We start from the raw sequence: 13898 nt of genomic DNA, 5'->3' as shown, positions 1-13898 counted from the left end.
GGACCGTTCGCCCAAGGGGATCGGGCAGGCGGTCCGTTCATCCGGAACCGTGGTGCGGTCGATGGGCTGCGCGGAACGGAGGTGAACGGACCGTTCGTCCAGCGGGGCCGGCGTTCACCCCTGCCGCGGGGGTCCGGAACGCACGATGCCCCCGCCGGGGCGGGGGCATCGGGTGTGCGGGAGGGGATCAGGCGGTGAGGCGGGTGCCGTCGTCGGGGCGGAACAGGTGCACCTCGCTGGAGTCGCGCAGCGCGACCTTCACCTGCTGGCCCAGCGCGGGCGGGGTGCGGCCGTCGGTGCGCACCACGAACCGCTCCGGCGAGCCGTTGACCTGGATGCTGCCGTGCACCAGGGCGTCCGCGCCGAGCTCCTCGACGAGCTCGACGACCATGGCCATGCTCTTCTCGTCCTCGCCGGCGACCAGGCTCAGCGCCTCGGGGCGCACCCCGAAGGTCACCTCCTTGAGCCCGTCCGCGGCGGACAGCGCCGCGCGGGTCAGCGGGATCGTCTGCCCGTCGAGCTCCGCCCCGCCTGCTGACAGCGGCACCGTCTTCAGGTTCATCGCGGGCGAGCCGATGAAGCCGGCCACGAACGCGTTGCGCGGGTTCTCGTACAGCTCGCGCGGGCTGGCGACCTGCTGCAGCAGCCCGTCCTTGAGCACCGCGACCCGGTGGCCCATCGTCATGGCCTCGACCTGGTCGTGGGTGACGTAGATCGTGGTGGTGGACAGCCGCTTCTGCAGCGCCGCGATGTTCGCGCGGGTCTCCACGCGCAGCTTCGCGTCCAGGTTCGACAGCGGTTCGTCCATCAGGAACACGCTGGGCTCGCGGACGATGGCGCGGCCCATGGCGACGCGCTGGCGCTGGCCGCCGGAGAGCGCCTTGGGCTTGCGGTCCAGGTACTTCTCCAGGTCGAGCATCTTGGCGGCCTCGGTGACCTTGGCCCGGATCTCGTCCTTGGGGGTTTTGCGCAGCTTCAGCGCGAAGCCCATGTTGTCGGCGACCGTCATGTGCGGGTACAGCGCGTAGGACTGGAAGACCATCGCGATGTCGCGCCCCTTCGGCGGGGTGTTGGTGACGTCCTCGCCGCCGATGGTGATGGCGCCTTCGTCGACGTCCTCCAGGCCCGCGAGCATCCGCAGCGCGGTGGACTTGCCGGAGCCGGACGGCCCGACGAGCACGAGGAACTCGCCGTCGTCGACCTGGAGGTCCAGTGCGTCGACCGCTCGCACCGGCGGGTTGCCGGGATAGAGGCGGGATGCCTGTACGTAAGCGACCTCAGCCATATGCGACGCACCTTTCACTGACTCGGGTTAAGCAACAACGTAGCGCTTAACCTCGTTAAGGTCACTGGTTTCCAGAAACCAGTTCAGTGCGTGATCATCCAGGTGCGGAGGGTGATCGTTGCCGATCGGCAATGGGATCTGCATCTCGGCGGCTTCACCCCCGGGTACTGAACCGTTACGGTTCCTCCATGGCTCGGTCAACGAATGCCCGACGGCCTGCGACGCTAGCTTCGCTCGCGGCGGAGCTCGGGGTCTCCAGGACCACGGTGTCGAACGCGTACAACCGCCCTGATCAGCTCTCGCCGGAGCTGCGCAAGCGGGTGCTCGACACCGCACGCAGGCTCGGGTATCCGGGCCCCGACCCGGTGGCGCGCTCGCTGCGCACCCGGAAGGCCGGGGCGGTCGGGTTGCTGCTCACCGAGAACCTCTCCTACGCCTTCCGCGACCCGGGCGCCATAGGCTTCCTCGAAGGACTCGCGCTGGCCTGCGAAGACGCCGGGCACGGTCTGCTGCTCATCCCGGCGAGCCCGGAGCGCGAAGACGTCGCCTCGGTGCACCGCGCCGGTGTCGACGGATTCGTCGTGTACTCGGTGCCCGACGACGATCCGCACCTGGCCGCCGTGCTGGAGCGCCCCGTGCCGGTCGTGATCTGCGACCAGCCGCGCATCGACCAGCTCGACTGGGTCGGCCCGGACGACGAGGGCGCGGTGAAGGTCCTCGCCGACCACCTGATCGGACTCGGGCACCGCCGGATCGGGGTGTCCTGCATGCGGTTGGCGCGCGGGCGCAACGACGGCATCGCCTCCGTGCACCGCCAGGCGAACGCGAGCTTCCACGTGCAGCGCTCCCGGCTGACCGCGCTCGCCGCGGCGTTCAGCGAGGCCGGGGTCGACTGGTCGCAGGTGCCGGTGGTGGAGCGGTTCGACCACACCACGGAGTCCGGCGCGTCGGCTGCGGCCCAGCTGCTGGAGATCGACCCGGAGATCACGGCGATCATCTGCACCTCGGACATCCTGGCGCTGGGCGCTCTCGACGAGGCCCGCCGCCGCGGGCTGCGGGTGCCGGAAGACCTCACGGTCACCGGCTTCGACGGCATCGACGACGCGGACCGGATGGGCCTGACGACCGTGCGCCAGCCGGTGCTGGAGAAGGGCCGCGCGGCGGGCCGTCTGCTGCTGGACACCAGCGAGCCCGGTCGGCCGCGCGACGTCGTGCTGGAAACGCAGCTCATCACCGGCAGCACCGCCGCCCCGCCGCGCTCGGCGGAAGAACGCTGGTTCGGCCCGTGAGCGGACGCTCGGCTCCACCACCCGGCTGCCCCGGAGCGAGCTCCGGTCAGTAGTTGCGCCACTCGCCTTGGACGTACCGCAGGATCGTCGGGTGCATCAGGGTCGACGGCTCCAAACCGGGCAGCCGACCGCGGTCCGGTGGGAAGGCGGTGGCGGCGGCCAGCGTGCGGTCGTCCAGCGAGCGCAGCGGTGGTGCGTCGGCGGGCAGCCGCAGCGGCGGCGGGGAACCCGCGGCGGCGAGGTGGAAGCCCCACTCGCCGAAGCTCGGCACCGACACCTGGTACGGCGCGGTGCCCAGCCCGGCCGTGCGCATCGTCGCCTCGATCGCCCAGAACGCCTTCGGTGCGAAGTACGGAGATCCGGCCTGCACGGTCACCCGCGCGTGCTCGGCCATCGCGTGGCGCACCAGGCCGTAGAACTCCGTCGAGTACAGCTTCGCCGTCGCCGTCGAATCCGGGTCCGGCATGTCCACGACCACCGCGTCGAACCGGGTGCGGTTGTCGCGCAGCCAGCTGAACGCGTCCGCCGAGACCAGGTGCACCCGCGGGTCCTCGAAAGCGCCGCGGTTCAGCGCGGACACCCGCGGATCCGTCCGGGACAGCTGCGGCATCGCCGGGTCCATCTCCACCAGCGTCACGTCCCGCACGTCCGGGTAGCGCAGCACCTCCCGCAGCGCCAGGCCGTCGCCGCCGCCGAGGACGAGGACGTGCGAGCGCGGGCCGTCGAGCACCGGGTGCACCAGCGCCTCGTGGTACCGGTACTCGTCCACGGAGCTGAACTGCAGATCGCCGTTGAGGTAGAGCCGGGTGTCCGGGGCGCCCTCCACCGGCAACGACTCGGTCAGCACGATCTCCTGGTACGGCGTGCGCAGCGACTGCACCACCGGGTCCTTGTACAGCGCCTGCCGAGCGGTCACCTCGAAGTCGTCGGCGAGCAGGTAAGCGCCGCCGAGCACGAGTCCCACCAGCGCCGACGCGGAGATCAGCAGCAGCGTCGCGCGCTTCGAGAGCTCCCGGCGGAACACCGTGAGCACCAGGCCCAGCCCCGCCGCCGCGTTCAGCATCCCCACCAGCAGCGCGCCCTGCAGCTGCCCGAACAGCGGCAGCAGCACGAACGGGAACGCCAGGCCGCCGAGCAGGCCGCCCACGTAGTCCGCCGCGAACAGGTCGGCCACCGCCGAACCCGCGTCCTGCTTGCGGATGCGCTGCAGCAGCACCATCAGCAGCGGGATCTCCGCGCCGATCAGCCCGCCCAGTACCAGGGCGGTCACGATCAGCGCCGGCGTGTAGAGGCTCAGCCACGCGAAGGCGGCGTAGAGCACCAGCACGCTGAGGCCGCCGAGCAGCGCGAGCAGCACCTCCACCGCGGCGAACGCGGCGGCGGCCCAGCGCTGCAGCGGTTTCGCGGCGAGCGCGCCCACGCCCATCGCGAACACCATCAGCGACAGCACGATCGAGGCCTGCCCGACGGTGTCGCCGATGAGGTAGCTGCCGAGCGCGACCAGCGCCAGCTCGTACACCAAGCCGCAGGCCGCGCACAGGAACACGGCCACCAGCACCGCGGTGCGGGCCGCCCGGCCGCGGGGCCGCGCCGGCGGATCGGTGGTGTCGTCGTCCGAGGCGCGGGGCGGGGTCTCAGCGCTGGTGGACATGGCGACCAGCTTTCTTGCCGGGGTCGGAGGTCGGGGCGGGTGCCGGACGGGTGCGACGGCCGGGAGCGAAGCGCTCGCGCCCGGCCGTTCCCGGTGGTGTCACCAGATGGCGGCAGCCATGATCACCGCGATGACCACGTGCGCGGCGGCCGAGACCCAGGTGCCGGGGTGCAGGGTCTCCGAGGACAGCTCGTCGCCCAGCTTGCCGGGGGTGAGGGCGTCGATGAGCAGGAAGGACAGGCTCATCAGTACCAGCCCGAGCAGGCCGTAGACGACGGTGCCGACCAGGCCGACGACGAGGTCGTCGGCGCTCGCGGCGATGGCGGTGGTGAGGATGACCCCCACACCGATCAGCCCGGACACCAGCAACAACGCGGCGTTCGGGTTGCGCCGCACCCAGATCAGGTCGCGCAGCTTGCCGGGCGTGGCGAGGTCCACCAGCAGGTAGCCGAGCGTCATCATCAGCGTGCCGATGACGCCGTAAGCGACGGCCGCGAGCAGTCCGGAGAGCAGTTCCTGGAGCAAGGTCGTTTCGCCCTTCTCGTCGGTTGGGTCGGTGGCACGACCCGGTGTGGGGGAGCGCCTCCGGCCGGGTTCGGTTCGAGATCCGGCACCGTGCCCGGAGGCGGGTGGTCAGTCGCGCGGAGCGGTCATTTCCCGGTTCCGGGACCGCCGCCGCGGAAGGTCTCGCCGCGCGTGCCGAGTCCGCCCCAGCCGTGGCTGACGTGCGAGTGGTAGTGCCGGTAGGCGCGGTCGACGTCCATCACGTGGATCACCGAGCCCGCCGCGCGCGGCTGGATGATCACCGCGTCGTCGGAGTAGCGCAGGTAGACGCCGCTGGCGTCGGTCTGCTGCGACTGCGGTCGCCAGCGCGAGGTGATCTCCCGAGCCACCACGGGCACCGGTTTCGGGCTGGTGTACGCCTTGTTGTCGCTGTCGCCGCGGATGTCCAGCGACGAGGCGCGATGGTAGTGGCCCGCCACGTACCCGCGCGGACCGGAGCCGCCGCCGAAGATCGCGATCAGCGCGATCGCCAACGCGATGACGACGACGATGCCCGCCAGTACCCACCAGAAGCCGCGTTTCATCGAGCCGCCCCCGTCAGATCGTGGTGGGGTAGATGCGCACGTCGTACCGGCTGAGCTCCTCGCCGGTGGCGGCCTCCCAGTCCGAGTCGCCGTAGGACTCGAAGCCCAGCAGCGCGCCGTCGCCAGCCTCGTAGTCCTGGTAGCGGACCGTGCCCTGCTCGGAGAGGCCGGTCGTGGCCTCGCTGCGGAACGTCGCCGAGCCGGACTCCTCGCGCTCGTAGCTGCGACCGCCGAACTCGATGCGCTTCGCACCGGGCTCACCGGCGTCGTCGACCGGGGTCCACAGCGTGAGCTCCAGGTCCGGGTCCTCCTCGATCGCCAGCCACACCTGGGTGCCCTTGGCGTCGTCGAGCAGGTGCTCCGCCCAGCCCCAACCGCCTTCGGAGAGCCGCAGGGTGCCGCGGACCGTGTAGCTCAGGCCGCGGATCTCCACGATGTCGCCCGCTTTCAGGGCGCGCGGGTCGCCGCGCAGCGAATCCTGGTCGCCGGTGTGGAACGGGTCGGTCGGGCTCGCGGCCTCGTGCGGCGTGGCGCGCATGCGTCGGTACAGCATCACGCAGCTCGCCACCGCGACGACGACGCCGACGAGCACGATCGCGATCGCGATCGTCAGTCCGGTCACGTGAATCCCCCAGATGTCCGTGCGGCTCCCCGCACAGGTGCCTTGACTTGCGCCGGAGCGTAACCGCCACGTTCGACCCGAACGGCGGTTTCGCCGCAAATCGTGATCGGAAATCCGCCCGGAGTTCGGCACTCGGCGCACCGCGGGGCCACCTCGCCCCGCCGGGTTCGCATCCGGCCCGGGACGCCTGCTGCGGACGAATCGCCCCGCTGCGGACAGCTCGCGCACTCTCGCGAGAACGTGAAGATCAGCCGCACCGTCGAGAAGAAGTGCTGAGCTGCGAAGGTGGTCCCGCTCGGGGGGAGCGGGGCGTTCGGCTCCTCGGGATATCGCAGGAGTGCGCAGCGAGACGGGCCGTTCACCCGGTGGGGTGAACGGCCCGTTCGTGTGGCAAACGCGGCTCAGCGCGTCACTGGGACAGCAGCTGGGCGCAGCGGATCAGGCCCAGGTGGGAGTACGCCTGCGGGTGGTTGCCCAGCGAGCGCTCCGCGATCGGGTCGTACTCCTCGGCGAGCAGACCGGTCGGGCCCGCCGTGTCGACGATCTGCTGGAACAGCTCCTCCGCCTCCGTGCGGCGGCCGATCAGCAGGTACGCCTCGATCAGCCACGCCGCGCACAGGTGGAAGCCGCCTTCGTCGCCGGGAAGCCCGTCGTCCCGGCGGTACCGGTAGACCGTGGAGCCGCTGCGCAGCTCCGACTCGATCGCCGTCACCGTGGCGCGGAACCGGTCGTCCGACGGGTCGATCAGCCCGGACAGGCCCACGTGCAGCGAGGCCGCGTCCAGGTCGGAACCCTCGTAGGCGGTGGTGAACGCCTGCACGTCCGGCTGCCAGCCGTTCTTGATGACGTCCTGCGAGATCTCGTCCCGCAGCGCGGTCCAGCCGGCCTCCGGCGTCCGGCCGTACTGCTCCGCGAGCTTGACCGCGCGGTCCAGCGTGACCCAGCACATCACCTTCGAGTAGACGTGGTGGCGAGGTTGGTCGCGCTCTTCCCAGATGCCGTGGTCCGGTTCGAACCAGCGGTGCGACACCGCCTCGGCCATCGCCTTCACCAGTTCCCAGTCGCGGTCCCGCAGCGAACCGCGAGCCGCCGCCAGGTGCAGGACGAGCTCCACGACCGGTCCGAACACGTCGAGCTGGACCTGCTGGTCGGCGAGGTTGCCGACGCGCACGGGACGCGAACCGGCGTACCCGGGCAGGCTGTCGATCACGGCTTCCGGCCCGAGGCTGGTGCCCTGCAAGGAGTAGAGCGGGTGCAGCCGCTCCGGCCCGGGCAGCGTCTCCAGCACGCCGTGCAGCCAGTTCAGGAAGCCTTCGGCCTCGTCGGTGGAACCCAGCGTGACCAGGGCCTGGGCGGTCATCGAGCCGTCCCGCAGCCAGCAGTAGCGGTAGTCCCAGTTGCGGACGCCGCCGATCTCCTCGGGCAGCGAGGTCGTCGCGGCGGCCATGATGCCGCCGGTGTCGGTGTTGCACAGCCCGCGCAGCGTCAGCGCGGACCGCCCCACCAGATCGCGCTCCAGCGCGGGCAGCGTCAGCGTCTCCAGCCATTCCGACCAGTACACGTCGGCGGCGCCGCGGCGCTGGGACTCGGTCTGCTCCGACGCGGCCAAGTCCTCCGTGCCGCAGCGCAGCTCCAGCACGATCGGGGCGTCGTCGGAGGCCTCCACCACGGCGCTCGCGGACTCGTGCATGCCGTCGGAGGTGATCTCCCACTGGACCTCGGGGCAACGCAGCACCATCGGCTCCGAGGTGCCCATCACCCGCAGGCCACCGGACTCCGGGACGAGCCGCACCGGCACCTGGCCGAACTCGGGGCGCGGGGCGAACTCGATGCTCGCCGTAGTGCCGCCGGTGATCACCCGGATGAGGTCGGTGCGGTGCCCGTCCACCCCGTGCTCCAGGTAGTCGGTGACCAGCAGCCGCGACCAGCGGGTCTCGACGGTCATGGTGCCCGGCACGTAGCGCTGGCCCAACGGCAGCGGACTGCGCGGGGCGCCGTTGCCGCCGTGCGGGCGGATCGAGAAGTGCCCGGCGCCGGGGCCGCCGAGCAGGTCGGCGAACACGGCCGCCGAGTCCGGACCCGGGTGGCACATCCAGGTCAGCCGCGCGTCGGGGGTGAGCAGGGCGACGGTGCGCTCGTTGGACAGCATCGTCAGCCGCTCGATCGGCGGCGCCTGCTCGCCGTAGAGCCAGGTGCGGCGCTCTTCCATGAGGAACGCCAGCGCCGTCGCGACCTGGGTGGTGTCGGCGACGCGGAACTGCGCCAGCGTGTCGCCGTCGCCGACCTTGAGGCCGAGGTCCGGGCCGTGCAGCCGGGCGAAGGCCTTCTCGTCGGTGACGTCGTCGCCGAGGAAGATCGCGGCGGTGGCGCCGACCTGGTGGCGCAGCGCGTCGAGGGCGTTGCCCTTGTCGGTCTGCACCACGGCCAGCTCGATCACCGCTTTGCCCTCGGTGACCTGCACGCCGTCCCAGGTGGCGGGCCCGGAGCGGACCTCGTCCAGCACTCGTTCGGCGACGGCGGTGTCGGCCCGGCGCACGTGCACCGCGACGCTGGCCGGCTTGGCCTCCAGCGACACCCCGTCGTTGCCGGCGACGATGTCCTGCAGGCCGCGTTGCAGCGCGGTCCGAAGCTCCGTGGCCTGCGGTTCGAGCTCGTGCACGAAGCCCACGTCGAACTCGGAGCCGTGGCTGCCGACGAGGTGGACCTCGGACGGCAGCCGGGACAGGGTGGCGAGGTCACGCAGCGCCCGGCCCGAGATCACCGCGGTGGTCGTGGCGGGCAGGGACGCCAGCGAACGCAAGGCGTGCACCGATTCGGGCAACGGCTTCGCCGCGTTCGGGTCGGCCACGATCGGGGCGAGAGTGCCGTCGTAGTCGCAGGCGACCAGCAGTCGAGGGGTGCGCGCGAGCTGGACGATGGTGCGGCGCAGCTCGGCGGGGAGAGCTTCGGCGGTCAACGCCATACTCCTCTGGGGCGGTCGGATGGGTCTACATGACCGATTCGGCGTCGAGCGTGCGAGTCGGGTTCACTGCTCGTCGCCGGTGATCGATCATTGTGTGCGGTTCCCGCAAAATCGGGAATCACGCGATGTTCGCGCTAGTCAGTCGGGGGTGTCCCCAGTGCTTCCAGAAACGATCGCGCCCAGCGATCGACGTCGTGCGTGAGCACCTGCCTACGCAATGCTCGCATCCTACGGCGGCCTTCGGCCTGCTCGATGTCGAGGGCGGAGAGCAAGGCGTCCTTGACCCCGTCCAGGTTGTGCGGGTTGACGAGGAACGCGCTGGTGAGTTCCGCGGCGGCCCCGGCGAACTCGCTGAGCACGAGGGTGCCGCCCAGATCGTGGCGACAGGCCACGTATTCCTTGCACACCAGGTTCATCCCGTCGCGCACCGGCGTCACGACCATGACATCGGCGGCGCAGTAGAACGCCACCAAGTCCTTCTTGTCCACCGAAGTGTGCAAGTAGTGCACTGCTGGGTGACCCACCCGGCCGAATTCCCCGTTGATCCGGCCGACTTCGCGTTCGATGCCTTCCCGCATCTGCTTGTAGTGCTCGACCCGTTCCCGGCTGGGCGTCGCGATCTGGATCATCGCCACGTCCTCGGCCCGGATCTGCCCGTCGGCGAGGAGCTCGTGCATCGCGTGCAGCCGCACGTCGATGCCCTTGGTGTAGTCGAGCCGGTCCACGCCGAGCATGATCCGGCGCGGATTGCCCAGCTCAGCGCGGATCTCCTTGGCGCGCTGCTGGATCTCCTTGCTGCGCGCCATCTGGTCCAGCTCCGAGGAGGCGATGGAGATGGGGAACGCCCCGACGCGCACCGCGCGATCCCCGACCTGCACCACGCCCGGCCGGGACCGCACCCCCACCTGGCCGCGGCTCGGCTCGAACCCCGCGAGCCGCCGCGCCAACCACAGGAAGTTCTGCGCGCCACCCGGACGGTGGAACCCGACGAGGTCCGCGCCGAGCAGCCCGCGCACGATCTCGGTGCGCCACGGCAGCTGCATGAACAGCTCCACCGGCGGGAACGGGATGTGCAGGAAGAAGCCGATGCGCAGGTCGGGGCGCAGTTCGCGCAGCATCGCGGGCACCAGCTGCAACTGGTAGTCCTGCACCCACACCGTCGCGCCCTCGGCGCTGACTTCCGCCGCCGCTTCCGCGAAGCGCCGGTTCACCCGGCGGAACGCCTCCCACCACGACCGGTCGAACACCGGCGGAACCACCACATCGTGGTACAGCGGCCACAGCGTCGCGTTCGAGAATCCCTCGTAGTAGTCCTGGAATTCGTCCGCCGACAGCCGCACCGGATGCAGGTGCATGTCCTCGTCGGTGAACGGTTCCACGTCGACGTCGGCGACTCCGGGCCAGCCGACCCACGCGCCGTGCCGGGCGCGCAGGAACGGCTCCAGCGCCGTCACCAGGCCCCCAGGGCTGTGCTTCCAGCGTTCGGTGCCGTCCGGCAGCTTCTCCAGATCTACCGGGAGCCGATTGGCCACGACGACGAAATCCGCACGGGTGCTGCCCCTGGTCACCGGTGTTGCCTCCTCGGGAGACTCTGCTGTCTCGGGCGGGATGGGCTGCGCCGACGGCTTGGTGCTCTCCAGCGGCTGGACCCTCTGTCGCGGGTCCGTCCCGGATCACTCACTACCCGCAGGCGAGGCTAGTCAATCTAGTCATCGCCCGCGTCGTTCGTGTGGGCCAACGCCCCCCGAGTCCTTGCTCACTTCTCCTGGGCGTCACGGCTGGTTCTGCTCGTGCTTCGGCGGCTCCCGCGCGCTCAGCCGGGACGGGTGCAGCTCGACAGGGCCGTCGCGGAGCCGGGGGTGTGGTGGCCGAGCAGGATCGCGTCGCCCAGACCCGCGACGAGCGCGAGCACAGGTCGATCTCGGCGCGCAGCGCCGATCCGGCGTTCGCCGCGCGGTGGCGGTGGAGGGACCGCTGCGCTCACTCCAGCCGACGGCGGGTAGGGCGCAGCGGACCGGACAGGCGGGGGCCCGCGATGCGGCGTTCGAGCCTGCCGAGGCGGGTCCGGACGGGTTGGGCGAGGTATTCGCCCAGCACCACGCCCGCGCCCAGGGCGAGGCCGGTCGCCGCGGCCACCATCAGGGTGGACATGCCCGCCGGGTTGCCTGCCACCGCGATCTCGTACAGGCCCCGGTAGGTGGCCAGACCGGGCAGCAGCGGAGCCACGCCGGACACCGCGATCACCAGTGTCGGAATCCCGAAGTGCCGGGTGACGATGCCACCGGCGAAGCCGACGACGGTCGTGGCGATCGCGCCCGCCAGCACCGGGTGCACCCCCACCAGGTCGCTGATGAGGATTCCGGACACGCCCGCCGCGACGGCGCCGCCGAGCCCGGCGATGATCAGCGGGCGGGGCGGCGCGTAGCTGGCCAGCGCGAAGCACGCCGAGGTCGACGCGCCCGCCAGCACCTGGACCGGGATCATCAGCGGCTGCGACGAGTCGATCTGCGCGGCGCCGACCTCCCGCAGGTCGCTGCCCTCGTTGACCGCGCCGAAGATCTCCACGCCGGTGTAGAGCGCCAGCACCACTCCGGCGATCAATCCCGCCGACATCAGCGCGAGCTCCGCGATGCGGCCGGCCGCGGTCACGTTGTACCCCGTGATCGCGTCCTGCATCGAACCGACGACGGTCATCCCGGACAGCAGCACGATGATGCTCGCCGCCACCGCCAGCGCCGGGCTGGTCAGCAGTTGGAGCTCGGAGCAGGCCAGCGCGATGCTCGTGGCGATGACGCCGCCCACCGCCTGCTGGAAGAAGAACGGCAGCGCCCGTTTGTTCAGCATCCGGCCGATCCGGTCGACCAGCGCCGTCGCCACCGCGGCCACCAGCGCCAGCCACGGGTCGCCGCCACCGAGCAGCACCGACAGCGAGGCCGCCATGCCCGCCCACGCCAGGGTCGCCACCCAGCGCGGGAACGGGTGCGGCGCGGAGGTGATCTTGTCCAGTTCGGCGTAGGCCTCGGACGCGGAGATCGAACCGGCGGTGATCTCGCGGACCAGGTCCTCCACGTCGGACAGCCGCGTGTAGTCGATGGACCGGTTTCGCACCACGCGCAGCGAGGTGATCGGCACCTCTTCGGTGCCCCGGTAGCAGGAGACGGTGATCGACGTGTAGATCACGTCGACCTCGCAGTGCGGCAGGCCGTACGCGCTGACCACACCGATGATCGTCGCGGTCACGTCGGAAGCGCCCGCGCCGCTGGCCATCTGGACTTCGCCGATGCGCAGCCCCAGGTCCATCACCAGGTGGACCGTTGATTCCTCGGGCAGTGCCGGCCCGTAAACGGCGTTGCGCGTCCCGACCGTCTCGGTCGGCTCGCGCCGCCGCAGCACACCTCGGGCGCGCTGCGTGATTCCCACCGCAGACCTACCTTCCTGCTCGCCACCTCGCGGCGATCGTGTTGATCGTCCCCTCGGCCATCGGCCCGCACGCCTCAGCCGTTGCACGTCCTGTTGGTGTCGTCCGTCACGAGCCTGACACCCGCCCCGCGCGCCCGCGGGCGAGGGGCCGCACCGGCACGGCCGCCTGCCCGCCGCAGCCCGGCGCCGACTACGATGTGCGCGCACGGCGTGGCCGTGCGCGCCGCTGTAGCTCAGTTGGTAGAGCACCCGCCTTGTAAGCGGACGGTCAGGGGTTCGAGTCCCCTCAGCGGCTCCGTTCCAGGGGCGCTGAGTTCGGATGGTGCTGGACTCGACCGGTATCGGCAGGTGGTCGGGATCGGAGATGTCCGGCGCGAGGGCGGCCGGTGTCGGTGGGTTTCCCGGCGGCGCCCCACGGCGAACGCACCTGCGGCGTGAGCACCGGGTTCGGTCGTGCGACCGGGGGCACGGGTCGTTTCGCCTACTGATGATCGGTGATCGGGAGTCGATTCTGTACTCCCCGACCGGGCGACGGCCCGTGAGCACGTCCCGTGACGAGCCCTGTTGAGCGGCTAGAACGCGGCTCGCGAAGTCACGGGATCGGGATGACGAACTGGCGGTCCGGGGCGGCCCACGCCGCGCGGACGTCTTGGTTGAGCCGGAGCAGTTCGCGTTGGTAGGCGTTCAGGTCGTGCAACGTCATCTCCGGGTGCAATGACTCCAGCACCAGCGGTGGCTCGGCGACGGGCGGCTCCGCCTGCTCGGGCCGGTGGGCGGGTTCGGGCTCCTGCGGAGGTTCGGGTTCCGGCGCGGGCTCGGGTTCTCGCGGGGGCTCGGGTTCCGGCGCGGCTTCGGGCCTCGGAGCGGGAAGGGCCCCGCGCGGCGGCGCGGGAGCGGCCTCCCGCGGCAGCACCGGCGGCAGCGCGGCCAGGTCTTCGCCGGCCCGCGAGATCGCGCGCGCCGCCCGGCGCCCGGCTTCGTCCTGCTGGATCCGCCAGCGGCGGATCAGCTCCGCCGCGGCGGCCTGCCGCACCGGGTCGCCGGCGGCGTCGGCGGCCTCGGATCGCGCGTGCTGCTGGAGGTTCTCCAGCAGCACCTGGTATTCGCCGAGCGCGTCGGCGGCGGCGTAGTGCGCATCGGCGGACTGCCGCCACTGCTTGCTCAGCTCGTACTGGGCCGCGTCGAAACGATCTCGGGCTCGGCCCGACCACGACTCGACCCGCACGTCGCGCAGCGCGCGCCCGGTCTGGTCGAGGCTGTCGGCCAGTTTCCGCAGCCGATCGCATTCGGTGACGATGCCCTGGGTGTTGCCGGGCAGCGGCGGCTCATCGTCGGGTGGCTGGATCATCCGCGTTCGCTCCGGAGCTAGCCGAGGTCGAGCGCGGTGATCAGCGCCCGCTCCAGGTCGGCGTCGATCCGCGCGTAGTCGTCCGCGGTGGCGCGCAGCCGGTCGGTGAGCTCGGCCGCCTCACCGGCGAGTTCGGCGCCGGCTCGGGAGGAGTCCTCCTGGAAGGTCTGGAGTGCCCGGGTCAATTCGTCGTTCCCCGCCTGTTCCGGGTTGAGCTGAAATTTGCGAACTGT

General features: G+C 71.3%; 11 protein-coding genes and 1 tRNA gene. 2 read left to right on the top strand and 10 right to left on the bottom strand.

What is annotated here, in order from left to right:
• Positions 1-187: 187 nt before the first annotated feature.
• On the bottom strand, positions 188-1285 hold the full coding sequence (locus OOZ19_RS25925; RefSeq protein ID WP_266092773.1) for an ABC transporter ATP-binding protein: 1098 nt from the start codon (positions 1283-1285) through the stop codon (positions 188-190).
• A 188-nt stretch (positions 1286-1473) separates the two neighbouring features.
• On the opposite strand from OOZ19_RS25925, the gene OOZ19_RS25920 reads away from it, so the two are divergent.
• Positions 1474-2574: a LacI family DNA-binding transcriptional regulator gene (locus OOZ19_RS25920; RefSeq protein ID WP_266092772.1), complete on the top strand. Its 1101-nt coding sequence runs from the start codon at positions 1474-1476 to the stop codon at positions 2572-2574.
• A 46-nt stretch (positions 2575-2620) separates the two neighbouring features.
• Here OOZ19_RS25920 and OOZ19_RS25915 read toward each other — a convergent pair whose 3' ends face one another.
• The 7 genes from OOZ19_RS25915 to OOZ19_RS25885 form a co-directional block, all read right to left on the bottom strand.
• Positions 2621-4225, bottom strand: coding sequence for a polyamine aminopropyltransferase (locus tag OOZ19_RS25915; RefSeq protein ID WP_266092771.1), 1605 nt, complete (start codon positions 4223-4225; stop codon positions 2621-2623).
• A 99-nt stretch (positions 4226-4324) separates the two neighbouring features.
• Positions 4325-4750 carry a DUF350 domain-containing protein gene (locus tag OOZ19_RS25910; protein ID WP_266092770.1) on the bottom strand — a complete coding sequence of 142 codons (426 nt, stop codon included), beginning with the start codon at positions 4748-4750 and terminating at the stop codon, positions 4325-4327.
• A gap of 125 nt (positions 4751-4875) precedes the next feature.
• Positions 4876-5313 (bottom strand): DUF4247 domain-containing protein, encoded by a 438-nt coding sequence (locus tag OOZ19_RS25905; protein ID WP_266092769.1) that lies wholly within the window; start codon positions 5311-5313, stop codon positions 4876-4878.
• Positions 5314-5326: 13 nt separating this feature from the next.
• The gene (locus OOZ19_RS25900; RefSeq protein ID WP_266092768.1) at positions 5327-5935 is read right to left on the bottom strand and encodes a DUF4178 domain-containing protein; all 609 of its coding nucleotides are present in this window, start codon (positions 5933-5935) and stop codon (positions 5327-5329) included.
• Between the two features lie 409 nt (positions 5936-6344).
• Positions 6345-8897 carry a trehalose-phosphatase gene (gene otsB, locus OOZ19_RS25895; protein ID WP_266092767.1) on the bottom strand — a complete coding sequence of 851 codons (2553 nt, stop codon included), beginning with the start codon at positions 8895-8897 and terminating at the stop codon, positions 6345-6347.
• A 134-nt stretch (positions 8898-9031) separates the two neighbouring features.
• The gene (locus OOZ19_RS25890; protein ID WP_266092766.1) at positions 9032-10465 is read right to left on the bottom strand and encodes an alpha,alpha-trehalose-phosphate synthase (UDP-forming); all 1434 of its coding nucleotides are present in this window, start codon (positions 10463-10465) and stop codon (positions 9032-9034) included.
• Positions 10466-10877: 412 nt separating this feature from the next.
• Positions 10878-12317, bottom strand: coding sequence for a threonine/serine exporter family protein (locus tag OOZ19_RS25885; RefSeq protein ID WP_266092765.1), 1440 nt, complete (start codon positions 12315-12317; stop codon positions 10878-10880).
• Positions 12318-12539: 222 nt separating this feature from the next.
• On the opposite strand from OOZ19_RS25885, the gene OOZ19_RS25880 reads away from it, so the two are divergent.
• Positions 12540-12612 (top strand) — tRNA-Thr (locus OOZ19_RS25880).
• A 297-nt stretch (positions 12613-12909) separates the two neighbouring features.
• Here the strand turns inward: OOZ19_RS25880 and OOZ19_RS25875 are convergent.
• Together OOZ19_RS25875 and OOZ19_RS25870 are read right to left on the bottom strand one after the other, a co-directional pair.
• Positions 12910-13665 carry a putative T7SS-secreted protein gene (locus tag OOZ19_RS25875; RefSeq protein ID WP_266092764.1) on the bottom strand — a complete coding sequence of 252 codons (756 nt, stop codon included), beginning with the start codon at positions 13663-13665 and terminating at the stop codon, positions 12910-12912.
• 17 nt (positions 13666-13682) lie between these two features.
• Entirely contained in the window at positions 13683-13850 is a 168-nt protein-coding gene (locus tag OOZ19_RS25870) for a type VII secretion target (RefSeq protein WP_266092763.1), read from the bottom strand.
• Positions 13851-13898 lie beyond the last annotated feature (48 nt).

Source organism: Saccharopolyspora sp. NFXS83, from assembly GCF_026241095.1.
In the GTDB taxonomy this organism is placed as follows: domain Bacteria; phylum Actinomycetota; class Actinomycetes; order Mycobacteriales; family Pseudonocardiaceae; genus Saccharopolyspora_C.
Note: the sequence above shows the minus strand (reverse complement) of the source record. Positions and strands in the feature narration are given on the sequence as shown.